This window comes from Streptomyces sp. NPDC007164 (assembly GCF_040634135.1).
Lineage (GTDB): Bacteria > Actinomycetota > Actinomycetes > Streptomycetales > Streptomycetaceae > Streptomyces > Streptomyces sanglieri.
On record NZ_JBEYFB010000003.1, the window covers coordinates 91,820 to 111,792 of the forward strand.

The window sequence follows — 19,973 nt, forward strand, 5'->3', positions numbered from 1 at the left end:
TTCGAAGGTAGTGGCGCGGGCCACATCAGTCGTCAGCCCTGGCGGCTGGATCGGCCTCCGACTCCAGGTGTACGGACCCGTAGGGGGCCACCACGAAGGATGAGGAGCCGGCCGGAGCCGGTCGGGAGGGGAGTCGGGAGCGTGGCCGGGAGGGTGGTCGGGACGGCGGCCGGGAGCGTGACCGGGGGGGGTGGTCGGCCGAGTTGTCCACAGGTCTCCGCACACCCCTTGACGTAGTCGCCGGACATTGTCACATTCATCAGTGTCACGTTACGGGCACGTACCGCACACGGCAGGGAACGGACGGTGGCATGACCTCGGCAGTGAAGGACGAAAACGCCCCGGAACTGCGGGGGTTCAAAGAAGTCCAGGGCCTTGCGTACGCCTGCGCGGAGGCGGTCGCGGGCCGGCTTGAGCCGGGCGTGACCGAGCGCGAGGCGGCCCGCATGCAGCGCGACTGGCTGCGTGAGCGCGGGGTGCGGGACTGGTTCCACCTCCCCTTCGCCTGGTTCGGGGACCGCACGGCGTTCGCCGGCTTCAAGGTGCCCCTCCAGTTCTTCCCGACCAACCGGAAGCTGGAGCCGGGGATGCCCTTCATCCTCGACCTGGCCCCGGTGTACAAGGGCTTCACCGCCGACATCGGCTACTCCGGCTGTCTCGGGCTCAACCCCCTGCACGACAAGCTGCTGGCCGATCTGGAGGCCCACCGCGAGCTGATACTGCGCGAGGTGCGCGAGCGGCGTTCGCTGCGGGAGATATACGAGAACGTCGAACGCCTCATGATCAAGCAGGGGTACGCCAACCGGCATCGTGCCTACCCCTTCGGCGTCATGGCCCACAAGGTCGACCGCGTCGCCGAGCGCCGCTGGTCCCCGCAGGTGTTCGGCTTCGGCATCCAGTCCCTCAAGGGGCTGATGAGCGACGCGCTGCACGGGCACCGGGACGGCTGGTCGCCGCTGTGGAGTCCGTACCGCTTCTCCGACCATTCCCCGCAGCCCGGTCTGTGGGCGGTGGAGCCGCATCTCGGATTCCGCGGCACGGGCGCCAAGTTCGAGGAGATCCTGGTGGTCACCGACTCCAAGGACCCCGAGCAGAGCGCCTTCTGGCTGGACGACGATCTGCCGCATGTGCGGCGCTGGGCCGAGGAAAGGGTGGCGGCATGAGTCTGCGAGACCTGCCGGGGGCGCGCGAGCGCCGGGTGCGTACGGGCGGAATCGAGCTGTGCGTCGCCGAGTTGGGCGACGTGGAGCGGCCCACGGTCGTTCTGGTGCACGGCTACCCGGACAGCAAGGAAGTCTGGACGGAGGTGGCGAAGCAGCTGGCCGACCAGTGGCATGTCGTGCTGTACGACGTGCGCGGGCACGGCCGGTCCACGGCCCCGAAGCCGCTGCGCGGCGGCTTCACCCTGGAGAAGCTCACCGACGACTTCCTGGCCGTCGCCGATGCGGTGAGCCCTGACCGGCCGGTGCATCTGGTCGGGCACGACTGGGGGTCGGTCCAGGCCTGGGAGTTCGCCACGGTCAAGCGGACCGAGGGCCGGATCGCCTCGTTCACCTCGATGTCCGGCCCTTCCCTGGACCACTTCGGGCACTGGATCAAGCAGCGGATGGCCCGGCCCACTCCGCGCCGGGTCGGCCAGCTGCTCGGCCAGGGCGCCAAGTCCTGGTACGTCTACATGCTGCATACGCCGGTCCTGCCGGAGCTGGCCTGGCGCGGCCCGCTCGGCAAGCGTTGGCCTCGGATGCTCGAACGGCTGGAGAAGGTCCCGGCGGGCGACTACCCGACGTCCTCACTGCCCGACGACGCGGCGCACGGCGCCTGGCTCTACCGCGACAACGTCCGCGCCCGGCTGAGCCGGCCGCGCACCGACGCCTACGCCCATGTGCCGGTCCAGCTGATCACCCCGACCGGCGACATCTTCCTCTCGGAGAAGCTGTACGACCAACTTGAGCTCTGGGCACCACAGTTGGTACGCCGCACTCTCGACGGCAAGCACTGGGTGCCGCGCACCAGGCCGGACCAGCTCGCCTCCTGGATCAGTGAGTTCGTCGCCGCCAACGAGGCCGCCGAGGAAGACGGCCGTCCGGTGCGGGACACCGCGCCGACCGGTGCGTCCGCGGACAGGTTCGGCGGCCGGCTGGTTCTTGTGACGGGCGCGGCCGGCGGCATCGGCCGGGCCACCGCCTTCGCGTTCGCCGAGTCGGGCGCCCGGGTGGTGGCCGTGGACCGGGACGCGGAGGGCGCGGCCAGGACGGCCGAGATGGCCCGGCTGATAGGCGCTCCGGCCGCCTGGGGCGAAGAGGTCGACGTCAGCAACGAGCAGGCGATGGAGAAGCTCGCCGAGAAGGTCGCCGCCGAGTACGGAATCGTCGACGTCCTGGTCAACAACGCCGGGATCGGCCTGTCCGGCTCCTTCCTGGACACCACGAGCGAGGACTGGAAGAACGTCCTCGACGTCAATCTGTGGGGTGTCATCCACGGCTGCCGGATCTTCGGCGGGCAGATGGCCGAGCGCGGCCAGGGCGGCCACATCGTCAACACTGCCTCCGCCGCCGCCTATCAGCCCTCCCGGGCGCTGCCCGCGTACAGCACCTCCAAGGCGGCCGTGCTGATGCTCAGCGAATGCCTGCGGGCCGAGCTCGCCGAGCGGTCGATCGGGGTCAGCGCCATCTGTCCCGGCATCGTCAACACGAACATCACCGCGACGACGCACTTCGCCGGGGCCGACGCCGCGGAGGAGAAGCGCCTGCGGAAGCGGACCAGCCGGCTGTACGGGCTCCGCAACTACCCGCCGGAGCGGGTGGCCGACGCGATCCTCAAGGCGGTGGTGCGCAACCAGGCCGTCGTGCCGGTGACCCCGGAGGCCCGCGGCGCCCGCCTCCTGTCCCGGTTCAGCCCCGGCGCGCTGCGCGGGATCGCCCGGCTGAAGCCGCCGCTGTGAGCGGCCCCGGGCAGTCGGGGGCGGCGGACCGGAGATCCGCCGCCGAGTACCGGATCGAGGACCTGGCGCACGCGAGCGGGGCCACGGTCCGTACGATCCGCGCCTACCAGGACCGCGGTCTGCTGCCGACACCGGAGCGGCGCGGCCGGGCCAATGTGTACCGGGACACCCATCTCGCCCGGCTCCGGCAGATCGCCGATCTGCTGGACCGCGGCTACACACTGGCCAGCATCAAGGAGCTCCTGGACGCCTGGGACACCGGCCGCGGTCTGGGCGGGGTGCTCGGGCTCGTGGCCGAGGTGCACGGCCCCTGGACGGACGAACAGGCCGACCGGATCACCCGGGACGAACTGAACCGCAGGTTCGGCGGCACCCCGGACGACGAGGCGGTCGCCGAAGCGGTGGACCTGGGCGTGCTCGAACTCATTCCGGGCAGGGACGACGAGTTCCTGGTGCCGAGCCCGCAAGAGCTGGCCGTGGCCGTTGAGTTGTACGCGGCCGGCGTACCGCTCGGCGCAATCTCCGGACATCTGAGGGAACTTCGAGGCCGGGTCGAACAGATCGCCTCGCGCTTCCTGGAGTTCACCACCGAGCACGTCTTCGCCCGCTATCTCGGTCATCGGCCGCCGACCGACACGGACGCGGCCGAGGCGGCCGCCATGGTGCGCAGACTGCGTCCGCTCGCCCAGCAGACGGTCGATGCCGAACTCGCCCGCGCGATGCGGATGTTCGCGACCCGCCATCTGCACCATCACCTCGGCGCGGACACCCCTCTCGGATCGGATTCCCCCGCCCTCGCGACGCACCGGGTGGACCTTCCGCCCGAGACGATCCGGGCAGTCCAGCAGCTGGTTGGCCCGGAGAACGTCTCCGCGTTCGTGGCCGCGTCCACGGAACGCGAGGTGCAATCAAGGACATTGGAGGCACTTGCCCCATCAATCATCAAGGCAGACATAGTTGATCAAAGCATTTGATTTCACTTAGACTTGTCCACAGGATCGCCAAATAGCTTGTGGATAACTCAAGTTGACTGTGGATCAAACCTGTGGACGAAAAATTTCTTCAGCCCGGCCGGGAATTGCTTCAGCACATCGTGGGCGAAACCGAGATGCGCCGACGAGACCGTCACCGGCACCCTGGCGGTATGGATGAAAGACGCACCGTAAAGGTGTCCAAGTACCTCTCGAAACACCTGCGCCACCAGCCGGAACGGATCGGCATCACGCTCGACGCGAACGGCTGGGTGCCGATCGACACGCTGCTGCGCGCCATGGCCCGCAACAACGTCCCCCTCACCCGGGCCGAGCTGGACCATGTCGTGGCCGTCAACGACAAGCAGCGCTTCGCCGTCGAGAACGACCGGATCCGCGCGAGCCAGGGCCATACCGTCCCGGTGGATCTCGGTCTGCCGCCGGCCGAACCGCCCGCGTACCTCTACCACGGCACGGTGGGCCATGCGCTGGACTCGATCCGGAGCGAGGGCCTGCGGCCCATGAACCGCACGCACGTCCACCTCTCGCCCGACCGCGAGACGGCGACCAGGGTCGGTGCCCGACGGGGCCGGCCCGTGGTCCTGCCCGTGGACGCGGGCGCGATGCACCGCGCCGGCCACACCTTCCACGTCAGCGCCAACGGCGTCTGGCTCACCGCCTCCGTACCACCCGAGTTCCTGCGGTTCCGCGGCTGACCGGCGGCTCGGCCGCCCGGCAGCACCGAGGCGGCGTCCGCACAGGACGGGATCATCCGCTTCCAGCCCCGTATGGTCGTAGCCATGCGTCTGAGCACTGTGATTCTGCCGATCCACCGCTGGAGCGAGGGCCGGAAGGTCTGGCAGCGTGCCGAGGAACTGGGGTTCCACGCCGCCTACACCTACGACCACCTGGCCTGGCGGACCTTCCGCGACGGCCCCTGGTTCGGCGCGGTCCCGACCCTCACCGCCGCGGCCGCCGTCACCGACCGTCTCCGCCTGGGCACCCTCGTCACCTCGGTCAAGCCTTTTTCACCCATCACGGTGTGACCAGGGCGGATTCCCTCCGGGGCCGGCGCACGGGCACCTGCGCCCGTCCGCTCAGATGCCGATGAGCCGGACGCGGCCCCCACAGAGCCGCGTCATGTCTTCGATGTCGGACGTCAATACGACCACCGGCCCCGGCTGGCGCAGTGCCACCTCGGCGACTGTCGCGTCGATCGCGTACTTGTGCCGTGCAGGCCCGCGGCCTTGAGCAGTTCCGCGGACGCTTTCGCCGCGCCCTTGGTCACCGGCTCTACTTTGACGCGGGGCAGCGCCCACCGCAGCCGAGGCATGTTCACGCGTGCATGGCTGGCTTCCACAATGGTGTTGGCGTCGATGACGAAATCGGCCCCCATGGCGTGGAACACCTGGAACACGGCAAGGATCTTGCGGTCCTGCGCGATCCAGGCGGAAAGCCCTTGGGAGTCCAGGACCACGGTCTCGGCGTGATCGTTCACGCCGCGATCGCCGACCCGTCGGCGCTCGCCGTCCCGGAGATCCTGGAACGGGCCTCCGCCAGCTCCTCCTCGGTGAGAGCCCCGTTTTCCTCCTGGTGGCGCAGCAGGTCCGCCCCCAGAAGCTGGTGCCGCAACTGCCGCGCCACCGCCTCGGCGACATCACCGGAAACGTTGTCGGTGGGCTTCCTCAGTTCGGCGACCTGCTCGGTCGGCAGCGTCACCGTGACGCGCGTCGTATCCGCCATGACGCGAACATACTGCGATATGCGCACCCCGCGGCTGCCGTCCCGCCAGGTATGCGTCCGCGAATGGCGGGGCCGCGAGGTCGGTGCGCGGACGCAGGGTATCCGCTGCGAGCGATACCGGGGCCCCCACGACCGAAGTGGCCCCAGCCGAAGTGATCCGGTTTGGGCTGGGTCACACGCGACCGTCATGCTGGGGCCATTCGAGCGGCCTCGGACGGGTGGGAGACAAAGGATGCGACGAGACACGGGGGCAGCCCCGTCAGATCTCCAGCTGAAGATCGCGCTGCACGGCACCCAGCCGCCTCTGTGGCGGCGCCTCGTACTGCCGTCCGACACCTCTCTTCGCACCCTGCACGACGCCGTCCAGGCCGCCTTCGGCTGGCAGGGCGGCCATCTGCACCTCTTCACCGACGAGTCCGGCCGGGTGTACGGCGACGCGGCCCGGCTCAGCGACATCGGTCCCGGCTTCGGTCCCGGCAGCAGTGACCAACACGCCACCGCGCTCGGTGATGTTCTGCCCGAGGACGGGGCGCGGCTGCGCTATGTCTACGACTTCGGCGACGACTGGGAGCACCGGATCACGCTGGAGAAGACACTGCCGCGACCGGTCGGCGCGGAGCGAGCGGTGCGCTGCGTCGGCGGCCGTCGTGCCGACGTACCGGCTGAGGACATCGGCGGGGTGTGGGGCCTGGGCGAGGTACTGGCACGCCTCGAAGTACCCGGCAGGGCGGGAGACGGCCCGTACGACGAGCTGGTCGCCGAGCTGCGGTCGGCCGGCTACGACCCGGCAGCCTTCCCCCGGAACGGGATCGCTGAGCGGCTGGCCCGTTTGACGCCGGACACGGTGCCCGGCACGACGAAGCCGCCGGCCGGTACCCGGGCCGGGCGCGGCGGTGGGGGACAGCCGGCTGCCGAGGACACGGCATCGTGCGCCTGCGGGCACTGCCGAGGGCCGGGCGGCCCGGTCGGCCCCGGAGTCGACGGACCGGTCGCGAGTACGCCCGTGCTGCGCCCGGTCACCCTGGCTCCGCGGGAGGATCTCGCGGCGGCCGTGCGGGATGTGCCGCTCTTCGATTCGGCGCTGCGGCTCACCACCTGGTGTCGCGAGGGACGGCAGGTCACCGCGAGCCGGGTGCTGCGGCCCGCGCTCGCCCGTGAGGCCGTCGAGGAGCTCCGGCTATGGGAGTTCGCCGACGAGGCCTCGCCGTACGCCGAGGCCGCCGCCCGGGCCCGTGCGTTGAAGGCGCTGCGCAGCGCCAAGGACGTGGACGTTCTCGACGAGCCGTGGAGTTTCGCCGTGAACCGCGGGCTGATCACGATCAGCGGGGGCCGCGCCTGGGGCGGCGAGACGGCCGACTTCGCCGGCGAGAATCTTCTGGAGCTCTGGTCCATCACCCTGGGCGACTTGCTGGAGGAGATCGACGAGACGGGGGTACTGGACGAACCGCTCGGCGAGCTGGGCGAGCTGTCGGCCGAGATCGCCGACGCGCTGATCGGGCAGTTGTACGACGCCCTGGACGGCGCCTGGGTGGAGATCGACGACCTGCGGGCGAAAGCCCGAGAGGCGGGTGCTGAAGGGCCCGAGCTCGATTTCCTCCTGGCCTTGTTCGCGACGGCCTTCCGGGACCTGACGGAAGAGCTCGCCCACCTGGGCGCGGTGGAGTTCGTGCCCGGTGACCACGATGTCGTCGCGGCCGAGGATCTCCTGGCCACGCCCTTGAACGCCGTCAGCGGGCGCGGGCTCGCCGGTTCGGACGCCTGGTCGGACGCGTCGGGCCGGCCGTGGGACCACGAGAACGGGGACCGCATGCGGCTCACCCCGCTCGGCCGCCACGGGCTGCGCGCCCACCTGATGGAATGCGGTGCGCTCGCACCGCTGCTCGGCGAGTACGCCGAAGCCGACGCAGACACCCTCCTCCAGGGCCTTCTGGGCTACTCCCCCGAGGAGACGCGCCAAGAGGTCGAAGGGTGGCTGAAGCACCGTTCCGCGGCCGACGCCGCGGTGGGACTGCTCGACGCCTGTGCGGGCGACGGCCTCGACATCGCGGCCAGACGCGCCGTGGTCCAGCCGGTGCTGGCCGAACTCGACGACTCGCGAGCACTGCGCGTGCTGCGCAAGGCGGCGGACTCCGACGTCGAGGGATGCCGCCAGGTGGCCGCCGCGGCCCTGGGCGCACGCCCTGAGGCGGACGCGTACGCGGATGCGGCGCGCGCGGAGCAGGCCCGGTTGTGGCTGTTCATCGACGGTCTCTCGCTCTTCGTCGGTGCCCAGGAGGACGAGGAGCTGCTCCTGGGCTTCCAGGAGAACCCGAACGTGGCACCAGAGGTGCTCGAACAGCGGGTGGACGACCTTTGGCGAGTGGAGCACCCGGCCACCGCCCGGGTGCTTGCCGAGCTGGGCGAGAGCCTGCGCGACGTCGACAAGCGGCTGGCCAAACGTATCCGCACCGCGGCAAACAAGGCGCGCTCCCGCCGGTGACGGCGGGGCGGCGGAACTCACCGGAGAACGACGGGTACGTGGTGATGAGCGAGGCACGGTGCGGCTCGCTCACAGAAGGATGGAGTTGAGGAAGGTGGCACGAGTCGTCGCCTGGGAGTCGGGCACGGGCCACAGGAGTGTGCTGCCGCTGGCGGCACCTGAGTCGGCCTCCTGGGCGCGGGGCCTGCTCGACAACGGCTGGGCGGCGGTGTTCCTGCCCGGGGAGCCCGCCCGCCTCGGCCGACTGCTGCTGTGGCAGCCCGCCGGGGCGGCCGCCGCCGGGGACACGGCACCCACCGGCGTCGAGACCGACACGGTGGAACTGGTGCTGCCGCACGGCCGTTCGGTCAGGCGACGCAAGGTGACGGGCCACGCGCTGCCCGCCGCCCTCGCCGTCGCCGCCCTGACCGGGGCGCAGCCACCGAATCCGTCCGCCGCCGCCTGGCAGGCCGCCGCCCGCCTCGCGCTCCGGCTGCTCGCCGACGGCCGCCTCCACCCCGCCCTCACCCCCGCCGGCTACGACACCTGGCAGGCGGGGCCTTACACCGCCGCCCAGCGTCAGACCCTGGACGCCCTCGCCGCCGCGTTCCCGCCCCACGCCCACTGTCTGCCCGAGCCCGGCCCCCCTCCGGTGCGGATCGCCGAACCCGCCGCGCTGGTACGCCAGTTCTGCGACGCGGTCGCCGACGACCTGGCCCGCACCCCGGCCGCGCCGCTCGCCATGGGGGCGCTGCCGTACGCCTGGCGCGAGACGCGTGCCGTACCCGCCCTGCGCGAGTGGGCCGAGGAGACCGCCGCCGCGTTCACCGCCGATGTCGGCGTCTCCTTGCGCGTCGACCCCCCGGAGGGACGGCGCCGAATGTTCCGGGCCGTGCCGCAGCTGCACACCGCGACGGATCCGGGGCTCGTCGTCGAGGCCGCCCGGCTGTGGAGCGAGCCGGACGAGGTGGAACGGCTGCTCGGCCCGCGCGCCGAGACCGAGACGCTGCTGGCGCTGCGCCGCGGAGCCCGCGCCTGGCCTCCGCTTCAGCGGCTGCTGAGGGACGCCGCTCCCGACGAACTCCGCCTGTCCGACGACGAGGCCCTCGACCTGCTGGGCGACGCCACCGACACACTGCGTTCGGCCAGCATCGACGTGCACTGGCCGCGTGAGCTGGTCAAGGCACTCACCGCGACCGCGGAGATCGGGCAGCGCACCGCCCCCGGCTCCAGTGCGGGCGGACTCCTCGGCGCCGACGCACTCCTCGACTTCCGCTGGCAGATCTCGCTCGGCGGCGAGCCGCTCACCGAGGCCGAGATGGACGCCCTCGCCGAGACGCGCCGCCCTCTGGTCCGGCTGCGTGACCAGTGGGTGGTCGCCGACCCGAAGCTGGTGGCCCGCGTCAGGCGCCGCCGGATGGAACCGCTCACGCCCATGGAGGCGCTGAGCGCCACGCTGACCGGAGAGGTGGAAAGGGACGGCGAGCAGATCCCCTGTGAGGCGGTCGGCGCGCTCGGCGACCTCGTCGCCCGTATCCGCGATCCCGAGTCACGTACTCCCGCCCCGCAGCCCGCCGCGCTCAAAGCCATGTTGCGCGACTACCAGCGGCGGGGCCTCGCCTGGCTGGCCGAGATGTGCGAGCTCGGCCTCGGCGGCTGCCTCGCCGACGACATGGGCCTGGGCAAGACCATCACCCTTCTCGCCCTGCATCTGCACCGCCGGACCGACCCCGCGACCGCCGGCCCCACCCTCGTCGTCTGCCCGGCCTCCCTGCTCGGCAACTGGGAGCGCGAGGCGGCCCGGTTCGCGCCGTCCACTCCCGTGCGCCGCTACCACGGCGGCGAGCGCCACCTCGACGACCTGGCCGGCGACGAGATCGTCCTGGTCACCTACGGGGTGCTGCGCCGCGACCGCGAAGCCCTCGCCGGGACCGACTGGTCGCTGATCGCCGCGGACGAGGCGCAGCACGTCAAGAACCCCTACGCCGTCACCGCCCGCGAGCTGCGCGCCCTGCCCGCCCGCGCCCGCGTCGCCCTCACCGGCACGCCCGTGGAGAACAACCTCTCCGAGCTGTGGGCGCTCCTCGACTGGACCACTCCGGGGCTCCTCGGCCCCCTCGCGGCCTTCCGAGACCGGCACGCCCGCGCCATCGAGTCGGGCGAGGCCCCCGAGGCCGCCGAACGCCTGTCCCGTCTCGTGCGCCCTTTCCTGCTGCGCCGCAGGAAGTCCGACCCGGGAATCGCGCCCGAGCTGCCGGCCAAGACCGAGACCGAGCGGGTCGTGGCGCTGACTGCCGAACAGGCGGGCCTCTACGAGGCAGTGGTCCGCGAGACCATGGCGCAGATCGAGGAATCCGAGGGCATCGCCCGCCGCGGTCTGGTGCTCAAGCTGCTGACCGGGCTGAAACAGATCTGCAACCACCCCGCCCAGTACCTGCGCCAGTCCACGCCGCTTGGCGGCCGCTCCGGCAAGCTCGACCTGCTCGACGAGCTGCTCGGCACCATCACCGCCGAGGGCGAGTCGGTGCTGGTCTTCACCCAGTACAAGCAGATGGCGACCCTCCTGGAGAAACACCTCGCCGAACGCGGCACCCCCACCCTTTTCCTGCACGGCGGCACCCCCGTCGCTCGGCGCGAGGAGATGGTGGAGCGCTTCCAGCGCGGTGAGGTACCGGTGTTCCTGCTGTCGCTGAAGGCGGCGGGCACGGGACTCAACCTCACCCGCGCCACCCACGTCGTGCACTACGACCGCTGGTGGAACCCTGCGGTCGAGGACCAGGCCACCGACCGCGCCTACCGCATCGGCCAGGACAGGCCCGTCCAGGTGCACAAGCTCATCGCGGAGGGCACCGTAGAGGACAAAGTGGCGCAGCTGCTGGAGTCCAAGCGCACGCTCGCCGACGCCGTCGTCGGCTCCGGCGAGGCCGCCCTGACCGAGCTGTCCGACGCCGAACTCACCGAACTCGTCGCCCTGGGAAGGCAGACATGACCCGCGCACTCCCCGGCCAGCGCCGCGCACCCGCCCGCGGCAAGCGTGCCTTCGCCACGACTTGGTGGGGCCAGGCGTGGGTGACGGCCCTGGAGGACTCCACCCTGGACGCCGGACGCCTGTCCCGCGGACGTACCTACGCCCGTCAGGGCAAGGTCGGCCCAGCCGATGTCGCCCCGGGCCGGGTCAAGGCCGCCGTCCAGGGCAGCCGGCCGAGCCCGTACCGCTCCTCGGTCCGTCTGCCCGTCCTCACCGACGCCCAGTGGGACACCCTGCTCGACACCGTCGCGGCCCGTGCCGGGCATCTGGCGGCGCTCCTCGACGGCGAGATGCCCGCCGAACTCGTCGACGACGCCCGCCAGGCGGGCGTCCCCCTTCTCCCTCAGCCCACCGAACTCGACCCGGACTGCTCCTGCCCCGACTGGGGATACCCCTGCAAACACGCCGCCGCGCTCTGCTACGCCATCGCCGCCGCCATCGACGCCGACCCGTTCGTGCTCTTCGCGCTGCGCGGCCGAGGCCGCGAGGAGGTCCTCGCCCAGCTGCGCACACGCCGTACGGTGCCCCGGCAGGCAGCGAGCCCGCCGGCCCCGACCGGCGTCCCGGCCTCCGCCGCGTACACCGACTGGGCCGAACACGCCCCCGGGCTGCCGGAACTCCCCGCACCGGCCGCCCACACCGCGACCCTGCCCGTAGCCCCACCACCCGGCAGCGGCCTAACCTCCACGGATCTGGAGCACCTCGTAGCCGACACCGCCTCACGCGCCGTACGGCTCCTCGCGGGTGACACCACCGACCTGTACCTGACCCAGCACCAGGACACGGTACGGATCGCCGCGTGCAGCCCCGGCCCCGAGTGGTTCCACCACCTGATCGTGAACACCGGCACCAGACCGACCGAGTTCGCCCGCCTCACCCGCGCCTGGCGCCACGGCAGCACGACGGGCCTCACCGTCGCCGAACAACCCCACACCCCAGCCCCGGCGACGATGTCGGCCGCCCGCGCCACTCTGACCACAGCCCTCACCGAGATGACCACCACACCCGGCCCTCTCCGGACCTGGCGCAACCGCCTCACCCTCACCGACCACGGCATCCAGCTGCGCCTGGGCCCCGACACCTGCTGGTACCCCTACCTCCAGGATGACGACGGCGAATGGTGGCCCGCGGCACCGGCCGATACCGACCCGGTCACAGCGCTCACCTCGGTCTGGCAGCAGACCGAGGCGTGACACGAACGACAGGCCCGCGGGCGGTGGGGCACAGGTCCGCGTCACTCGCGCCTCGTTCATGCATCATGCGCTGACCTGCGAAACCGACCGGCACCCTGCTCCTGCGGACTCCGGTGACCGACTTCGGGACAGTACTGCGGTCAGAGGCCGACGAGCCGGACCTTGCTGCCGCACAACCGGGACAAGTCGTCGACGTCGGACGTGAGGATGGCGACCTTCGGCCGCCGCGTAGGCTCTGCCCATGCGTCTGAGCACCGTGATCCTTCCGATCTACCCCTGGACCAAGGGGAAGAAAGTGTGGCAGCGAGCCGAGGAACTCGACTTCCACGCCGCCTACACCTATGACCACCTGTCGTGGCGGAGCTTCCGTGACCAGCCCTGGTTCGGTGCCGTACCCACCCTTACCGCTGCCGCCGCATCAACCGAGCGTATCCGTTTGGGAACGCTCGTGACCTCCCCCAACTTCCGGCACCCCGTCACCCTCGCCAAGGACCTCATCACGCTCGACGACGTCTCCGACGGGCGCATCACCCTCGGCATCGGCGCCGGCGGCGACGGCTTCGACGCCACGACACTGCGCCGGAGCGACGAGGAACCGTGGACGCCGCGCGAACGCGCCGACCACTTCGAGGAGTTCGTACCGCTGCTCGACCAGCTGCTGCGTGAGCCCTCGGTGACCTACGAGGGCGCGTTCTACTCGGCGAACGAGGCGCGGAACATCCCCGGCTGTGTGCAGCGGCCCCGGCTGCCGTTCGCGGTGGCCGCCACCGGCCCGCGCGGGATGAGGCTCGCCGCCCGGTACGGGCAGGCCTGGGTCACCACGGGCGACCCGAAGCTGTACGGGACGGGTACGCCGGAGCAGTCCGTGGAGGCCATCCGCGGACAGGTCACCAAGGTGAGCGCCGCCTGCGAGTCCATCGGCCGCGATGCCGCCGGGCTGGACAAGATCCTGCTGACCGGATTCACCCCGGGCGACCCGTTCCAGTCGCTCGACGCCTTCGTGGACTTCGCGGGCACCCACTTCGCGCTCGGTATCACCGAGATCGTCATCCACGACCCGATCCCCGACTCCGACTTCGCGACGGACGAGAAGGTCTTCGAGCGCATCGCCACCGAGGCCCTGGGCCAGCTCAGCCACTGATCCACCCGCCACTGGAACCGTTGGCATATGCACCAGGCATGTTCCCCTGGTCAGGGGCGCGCATCCTCAGATGTGCGCCCCTCCGCACGACCGTGCACCCTCGTACGCGAGAATGGACGGGTGACCTCAGCTACCGACTCGCCCTCGCCTGCCGCTGTCCGGCTGATCGCCACCGACCTGGACGGCACCCTGCTCCGCGACGACAAGACGGTCTCCGACCGCACCGTCGCCGCGCTGGCCGCTGCCGAGGAGGCCGGTATCGAGGTCTTCTTCGTCACCGGACGTCCGGCCCGCTGGATGGGTGTCGTCAGCGACCATGTGCACGGCCACGGCCTGGCGATCTGCGCCAACGGCGCGGCGGTCGCCGATCTGCACGCCGGCGGCAAGCTGGTCGAGGTCCGGCCGCTGGAGCGCGCCATCGCCCTCGATGTCGTCCGCACCCTGCGCGCCGCGGCCCCGGGCACCACCTTCGCCGTCGAGCTGGCCACCGGCATCCACTACGAACCGGACTACCCGCCGTTCCACCTGGACCCGGGCGCCACGGTCGCCGTCGCCGAGAAGCTGCTGCACGAGGAGTCGCCCGGCACCGGTGTCCCCGTGCTGAAGCTCCTCGCCCACCACGCCGAGCTGGCCCCGGACGACTTCCTCACCCTGGCCCGTACGACGGCCGGCGACCGGGCCGCCTTCACCCGGTCCAGCCCCACGGCCCTGCTGGAGATCAGCGGTCCGGGGGTCTCCAAGGCCAGCACGCTGGAGCTCTGCTGCGCCGAGCGCGGCATCTCGCCCGCCGAGGTCGTCGCCTTCGGGGACATGCCCAACGACGTGGAGATGCTGAGCTGGGCGGGCACCTCGTACGCGATGGGCAACGCCCACCCGGCCGCACTCGCCGCCGCCTCCGGCCGGACCACCACCAACGGCGAGGACGGCGTCGCGGTCGTCATCGAGCAGATCATCGCCGCGCACCGGACCGGCGACACCGGGCGCTGAGCCCCGAGGGCCTTCCCGGACAGCCGCCCCTGGGCACCCCCCGGGGAAGCGCCCCTGACAAGCGCCTCGGACGGCTGCCCCGGAAGGCGCCTCAGAGGGGCGCCTCAGAGGGGCACCTCCCACACCACGGTCGTACCGCCCCCCTCCTCCCCGATCCCGGGTCCGAACCAGCTCGCACCGCCGAGCGACTCCGCCCGGCGGGCCAGGTTCCGCAGTCCGCTGCGCCGGCCGCCCTCGGGGATGCCCACCCCGTCGTCGGCGACCGACAGCCGCACCGCGTCCCTCCCGTCGGGCAGCGTGGCGGTCGCGTCGACGACCACGTCGATGAGCGACGCCTCGGCGTGCCGGAAGGCGTTGGACAGCGCCTCCCGCAGCGCCGCGATCAGGTTCTTGCCGGTGAGCTCGCCGACCAGCGCGTCGACCGGGCCGAGGAAGCGGTGCGAGGGCTTGAAACCCAGCGGGACCGCCGCCATGTTGATCTCGCGCAGGACCCGGGTGCGCAGCCCGGACGGCGCCTCGGCGGGTTCCTGCTGGAGCGCGAAGATCGCGGTACGGATCTCCTGGATGGTCACGTCCAGTTCGTCGACCGCCTGGCCGATCCCGGTCTGCACCTCGGGCACCACCGACCGTCGCTGGGCGCTCTCCAGCATCATTCCGGTGGCGAACAGCCGCTGGATGACCAGATCGTGCAGATCACGGGCGATCCGGTCCCGGTCCTCGTAGACCGCCAGCCGCTCCCGGTCCCGCTGTGCCTCGGCCATCATCAGCGCGAGCGCCGCCTGCGAGGCGAACTGGGTGGCGAGGGTCCGCTCGGTCTCCGTGAACGGCCGGCCGCCCCGGGCGCGGGGCGTGGCGAGCGCGCCGAGCACCCGCCCACCGCTGTGCAGGGGCAGCAGCATGCTCGGGCCGTACCGAGGGGCCAGCCTGGTAACCATGCGGGCGTCGGTGGCCGAATCGTCCACGAAGACCGCCTCACCGCCCAGCAGTTTCACCGCGACCGAGCTCTCGGGCCCGATGATCACCCCGAGCGAGGAGGTGGGGTCGTCGGCGGAGACGGCGACGATTTCCAGCCCGCCGTCCTCGGTGGGCAGCAGCACGATCCCTGCGGCGGAGTCGGCGAGGCGACGGGCCTGTTCGGCGACGACGGAGAGCGCGTCGTCGGCGTCCCCGCCGGAGAGCAGCGCGGTGGTCACGGCCACCGATCCGTCGATCCACCGCTCGCGCTGGCGTGCCGCCTCGTACAGCCGGGCGTTGCCGATGGCGATCCCGGCCTCGGTGGCGAGCACCCGCACCATGTGCAGGTCGTAGTCGTTGAACTCGCCGTCGTCGTCCTTCTCGGCCAGATAGAGGTTCCCGAAGATCTCCCCCTGCACCCGTATCGGGACGCCCAGGAAGGTCCGCATCGGGGGGTGGCCGGGCGGGAAGCCGGCGAACCTCGGATCGGCCGTCAGATCGGCGAGCCGCACCGGCGCCGGGTCGTGGATCAGCGCGCCCAGCAGCCCCCGGTGCCCGTCGGGGCGGCGGCCGATCTCGTCCGCCACCTCGTCCGGCACCCCGTAGGTGACGAAGTCGGAGAGCCCCTCGCCCTCCTCGTCGACGACTCCGATGGCGGCATAGCGGGAGTGGGCGAGTTCGGCGGCCGTCTCGCAGATCCGGTCGAGGGTGGAGTGCAGCTCCAGGCCCGCGCCGACGGAGCGCATGGCCTCCAGCAGCTGCGGGATGCGGGCGGTGATCTCGGTGGACAGGCCCTGCAGGCTGCGGGTCGCCCGGGTAGCCGCTTCGAGTGAGTCCTTCGGGTCCTGCTCCGGCATACCCCGAGAGTAGTTAGTCCCGATTAGGGAGGAAAGTCGGCCGCCGGGCCGCCCGGCTCACGCGGGCACGCCCACGGCTTCCCCGGCTGCTCGTGCGGCCTTCCGTTCAGGTACCCGCGTCGTGGTCTCGCGTTCGCGTTCCAGCATCCGGCGCAGAGGGCCTTCTCCGGCGGCGAGGTCGGCGTACGGGCCGCGCTGGACGACCCGGCCCCCGTCGAGCACCAGCACCTCGTCGACGGCTTCGAGACCTTGCAGGCGATGGGTGATCAGGACGGTCGTGCGTCCCTCGGTGGCGGCCAGCAGGTCCGCGGTCAGGGCGTCCGCGGTCGCCAGGTCGAGATGCTCGGCGGGTTCGTCCAGGACGAGTACGGGGAAGTCGGCGAGGATCGCCCTGGCCAGGGCGAGGCGTTGGCGCTGGCCGCCGGAGAGGCGTGCGCCGTGTTCACCGACGAGGGTGTCGAGCCCGTCCGGCAGGGCGTCGGCCCAGTCGAGCAGCCGGGCGCGGCCGAGCGCCTCCCGCAGTTCCTCCTCCGTCGCGCCGGTACGGGCCAGCCGCAGGTTCTCCCGGATGGAGCTGTCGAAGACATGGGCGTCCTGGGCACACAGCCCGACGAACCGCCGGACCGTGTCCCCCTCCAGCGCACCGGCCTCGACGCCGCCGATCAGGTACGTCCCGGCCCGTGCGTCCAGGAAGCGGACCAGGACCTGGGCGAGGGTCGTCTTGCCGGAGCCGGACGGCCCGACGACGGCGATCCGCCGGCCCGCCGTCAACGTCAGGTCGACGCCGTCGAGGGCGTCCCGCTCCGCTCCGGCGTACCGCGCGGACAGTCCCCGTACCTCCAGCGGGAAGGGCGACGCGGGCGCCTCGGCCGGGCTCTCGGGCTCGTGCACGGGCAGCGGGGCGTCCAGCACCTCGTACACCCGCTCCGCGCTCCGCTCGACCCTGCGGCGGTACTGCACGGCGAGCGGCAGCCCCGTCACGGCCTCGAAGGCGGCCAGCGGGGTGAGCACCACCACCGCGAGTTCCACGCCCGCGAGCCGGCCGTCGTACACGGCGGGAAGGGCGACGAGTGCGGTGGCGACGACGGTGAGGCCGGCGACGAGGGCGATGAGGCCGCCGCCGAGCGCGGTGGCGGTGGCCGCGCGGGCGGCGATCCGGGTCAGCACGCCGTCGGCCTCCCGGGTGCGTTCCGCACGGGCGGGCAGGGCACCCGCGACGGTCAGTTCGGCGGTCCCGCCGAGCAGGTCCGTGATCCGGGTGGCCAGATCGGCGCGTGCGGGGGCGAGCCGGCGTTCCGTGTGGCGGGAGCAGGCGTTGCTGACCAGCGGCACTCCCACCCCGGCCAGCAGCAGCCCGGCGGCCAGCACCGCGCCCGCCGCCGGCAGCAGCCAGCCGACGAACCCGGCGGCCGCCGTCCCGACGACCACGGCGGTCGCGGCGGGCAGCAGCCAGCGCAGCCAGTAGTCCTGCAGGGCGTCGACATCGGCGACGAGCCGGGAGAGCAGGTCCCCGCGCCGGGTGCGGCGGAGTCCGGCGGGCGCGACGCGCTCCAGCCCCCGGTAGACCGCGACGCGCAGTTCGGCGAGCATCTTGAGCACCGCGTCGTGCGACACCAGACGCTCGGCGTAACGGAAGACGGCCCGCCCGAGCCCGAAGGCGCGGGTCGCGGTCACCGCGACCATCAGATAGAGCACCGGGGGCTGCTCGGAGGCGCGGGAGATCAGCCAGCCGGAGACGGCCATCAGGCCTACGGCCGAGCCCAGGGCGAGGCTGCCCAGCAACAGCGCGAGTGCCAGTCGGCCGCGCTGCGCCCCGGCGGCCTCCCTGACCCGCGCCAGGACCCGGCCGGAGCGGGCTGCGGTCTCCCGCAGCGCCTCGGGTTCCGGCGTCGCTCCGGCGGGGGTGGAGGGTGCGCTCGTCGGCCGCGGTACGGCTGCGGACGGCTCGGCCCCGGCCGGCCGCACGGTCGCGCCCGGCTCCAGGGTCACCACCCGGTCGGCCACCGAGAGCAGCGCCGGGCGGTGCACGACCAGCAGCACGGTCCGGCCCACGGCCAGCCGCCGTACCGCCTCGACGATCCCCGCCTCCGTCTCGCCGTCCAGGCTCGCGGTCGGTTCGTCGAGCAGCAGCAGCGGGCGGTCGGCGAGGAAGGCCCGCGCCAGGGCGAGCCGCTGGCGCTGTCCGGCGGAGAGGCCCGCGCCGTCCTCGCCGATGAGTGTCCGTGCCCCGTCCGGCAGTTCCGCCACGAAGTCGTGTGCCCCGGCGTCCCGCAACGCGGCCGCGACCGCGCTGTCGTCGGCGTCCGGCCGGGCCAGCCGTACGTTCTCCGCGATGGTGCCCGCGAAGAGGTACGGGCGCTGCGGCACCCAGGCGATCCGTTCCCGCCAGCGCTCGGGGGCGAGCGTCGCCAGATCGGCGCCGCCGATCCGTACCCGTCCCTCGTCGGGTGCCGTGAACCCGAGGACCACGTCGAGCAGGGTGGACTTCCCGACGCCGCTGGGGCCGACCAGGGCCACCGTCTCCCCCTCGTCCACCACCAGTGAGGCCTCGTTCAGCGAAGGCTCGGTGCGGCCCTCGTGCCGTACGGTCACCCCTTCCAGCTCCAGCCGGAGCGAGGCGGGTACATCCGCCGTGCCGGCCTGCCGGGGCTCGGTCTCCAGGACCGCGAAGATCTCCTCGGCGGCCGAGAGTCCCTCGGCTGCCGCGTGGTACTGCGCCCCGACCTGGCGGATCGGCAGATAGGCCTCGGGCGCCAGGATCAGCACCACCAGGCCGGTGTAGAGGTCGAGTTCGCCGTGGACCAGCCGCATGCCGATGGTGACGGCCACCAGGGCCACCGACAGTGTCGCCAGCAGCTCCAGGGCGAAGGACGACAGGAACGCGATCCGCAGGGTGCGCAGCGTGGCCCGGCGGTACTGCGAGGTGATCGTACGGATGGACTCGGCCTGTGCCTTGGCACGTCCGAAGACCTTCAGCGTCGGCAGCCCGGCGACCACGTCGAGGAAGTGTCCGGAGAGCCGGGACAGCAGCCGCCACTGGCGGTCCATCCGCGACTGGGTGGCCCAGCCGATAAGAATCATGAAGAGCGGGATGAGCGGCAGCGTGACCACGATGATCGCCGCCGAGACCCAGTCCTCGGTGACGATCCTGGCCAGGACCGCCACCGGCACGACCACCGCGAGTCCGAGCTGCGGCAGATAGCGTGCGAAGTAGTCGTCGAGCGCGTCGACACCACGGGTGGCGAGCGCCACCAGGGAACCGGTCCGCTGACCGCTCAGCCAGCCGGGACCGAGCGACGCGGCCCGCTCCAGCAGCCGGCCGCGGAGTTCCGACTTGACCGCCGCGCTGGCCCGGTACGCGGCCAGTTCGGTCAGCCAGGCGACCAGGCCCCGGCCGAGCGCGACCGCGGCGAGCAGCACCAGCGGGGTCCTCAGCCCGGAGACCGTCAGTCCGTCCTCGAACCCGCCCACCACCACTTCGGCGATGAGCATGGCCTGGGCGATGACCAGCGCCGCCCCGAAAACTCCGAGCGCCACCACGGCTGCCAGGAAGAGGCGGGTGGCGCGGGCGTGGCGGAGCAGACGCGGGTCGATCGGTTTCACGTGAAACAGCCCCTATCGAGCTCGGTCGTCGGACCGGGGTCCGCCCGGCGGATCAGGGTCGGCGTCGCGACCCCGGCCGTGATCCGCCGGGCAGGCC

13 protein-coding genes and 1 pseudogene are annotated in these 19,973 nt (G+C 72.2%); 10 read left to right on the forward strand and 4 right to left on the reverse strand.

Going from position 1 to position 19,973, the window contains the following annotated elements; translation table 11 throughout:
* The first annotated feature begins 311 nt into the window (after window positions 1-311).
* From ABZ622_RS07040 to ABZ622_RS07060, 5 genes are all read left to right on the forward strand, one after another.
* Entirely contained in the window at window positions 312-1,163 is an 852-nt protein-coding gene (locus ABZ622_RS07040; RefSeq protein WP_360541178.1) for a M24 family metallopeptidase, read from the forward strand.
* Window positions 1,160-2,941, forward strand: a complete 1,782-nt coding sequence (locus tag ABZ622_RS07045) for an SDR family oxidoreductase (protein WP_360541180.1) — start codon at window positions 1,160-1,162, stop codon at window positions 2,939-2,941. Before ABZ622_RS07040 ends, ABZ622_RS07045 begins: the two co-directional genes overlap by 4 nt.
* Window positions 2,938-3,915 carry a MerR family transcriptional regulator gene (locus tag ABZ622_RS07050; RefSeq protein WP_360541182.1) on the forward strand — a complete coding sequence of 326 codons (978 nt, stop codon included), beginning with the start codon at window positions 2,938-2,940 and terminating at the stop codon, window positions 3,913-3,915. Before ABZ622_RS07045 ends, ABZ622_RS07050 begins: the two co-directional genes overlap by 4 nt.
* Window positions 3,916-4,085: 170 nt before the next feature.
* Window positions 4,086-4,628 (forward strand): RNA 2'-phosphotransferase, encoded by a 543-nt coding sequence (locus ABZ622_RS07055; protein WP_360541184.1) that lies wholly within the window; start codon window positions 4,086-4,088, stop codon window positions 4,626-4,628.
* Window positions 4,629-4,712: 84 nt separating this feature from the next.
* Window positions 4,713-4,958, forward strand: coding sequence for an LLM class flavin-dependent oxidoreductase (locus ABZ622_RS07060; protein ID WP_360541186.1), 246 nt, complete (start codon window positions 4,713-4,715; stop codon window positions 4,956-4,958).
* Window positions 4,959-5,009: 51 nt separating this feature from the next.
* Here the strand turns inward: ABZ622_RS07060 and ABZ622_RS07065 are convergent.
* Together ABZ622_RS07065 and ABZ622_RS07070 are read right to left on the reverse strand one after the other, a co-directional pair.
* Window positions 5,010-5,410, reverse strand: a pseudogene (locus tag ABZ622_RS07065) (DNA-binding protein).
* Window positions 5,407-5,655: a hypothetical protein gene (locus tag ABZ622_RS07070; RefSeq protein WP_360541188.1), complete on the reverse strand. Its 249-nt coding sequence runs from the start codon at window positions 5,653-5,655 to the stop codon at window positions 5,407-5,409. The pseudogene ABZ622_RS07065 and the gene ABZ622_RS07070 overlap by 4 nt, the downstream one beginning before the upstream one ends.
* Window positions 5,656-5,887: 232 nt before the next feature.
* On the opposite strand from ABZ622_RS07070, the gene ABZ622_RS07075 reads away from it, so the two are divergent.
* The 5 genes from ABZ622_RS07075 to ABZ622_RS07095 all read left to right on the forward strand — a co-directional run bounded on the left by ABZ622_RS07075 (window position 5,888) and on the right by ABZ622_RS07095 (window position 14,462).
* Window positions 5,888-8,134, forward strand: coding sequence for a plasmid pRiA4b ORF-3 family protein (locus ABZ622_RS07075; protein ID WP_360541190.1), 2,247 nt, complete (start codon window positions 5,888-5,890; stop codon window positions 8,132-8,134).
* 94 nt (window positions 8,135-8,228) lie between these two features.
* Window positions 8,229-11,102: a DEAD/DEAH box helicase gene (locus tag ABZ622_RS07080; protein WP_360541192.1), complete on the forward strand. Its 2,874-nt coding sequence runs from the start codon at window positions 8,229-8,231 to the stop codon at window positions 11,100-11,102.
* Window positions 11,099-12,334 (forward strand): SWIM zinc finger family protein, encoded by a 1,236-nt coding sequence (locus tag ABZ622_RS07085; RefSeq protein ID WP_360541194.1) that lies wholly within the window; start codon window positions 11,099-11,101, stop codon window positions 12,332-12,334. Before ABZ622_RS07080 ends, ABZ622_RS07085 begins: the two co-directional genes overlap by 4 nt.
* Before the next feature lie 241 nt (window positions 12,335-12,575).
* Window positions 12,576-13,475 carry an LLM class flavin-dependent oxidoreductase gene (locus tag ABZ622_RS07090; protein WP_360541196.1) on the forward strand — a complete coding sequence of 300 codons (900 nt, stop codon included), beginning with the start codon at window positions 12,576-12,578 and terminating at the stop codon, window positions 13,473-13,475.
* A gap of 120 nt (window positions 13,476-13,595) precedes the next feature.
* The gene (locus ABZ622_RS07095) at window positions 13,596-14,462 is read left to right on the forward strand and encodes a Cof-type HAD-IIB family hydrolase (protein WP_360541198.1); all 867 of its coding nucleotides are present in this window, start codon (window positions 13,596-13,598) and stop codon (window positions 14,460-14,462) included.
* Between the two features lie 104 nt (window positions 14,463-14,566).
* Here the strand turns inward: ABZ622_RS07095 and ABZ622_RS07100 are convergent, their stop codons facing one another.
* On the reverse strand, window positions 14,567-16,273 hold the full coding sequence (locus tag ABZ622_RS07100) for a GAF domain-containing protein (RefSeq protein WP_360541200.1): 1,707 nt from the start codon (window positions 16,271-16,273) through the stop codon (window positions 14,567-14,569).
* A 57-nt stretch (window positions 16,274-16,330) separates the two neighbouring features.
* Window positions 16,331-19,876, reverse strand: coding sequence for a thiol reductant ABC exporter subunit CydD (gene cydD, locus ABZ622_RS07105; RefSeq protein WP_360541202.1), 3,546 nt, complete (start codon window positions 19,874-19,876; stop codon window positions 16,331-16,333).
* Window positions 19,877-19,973 lie beyond the last annotated feature (97 nt).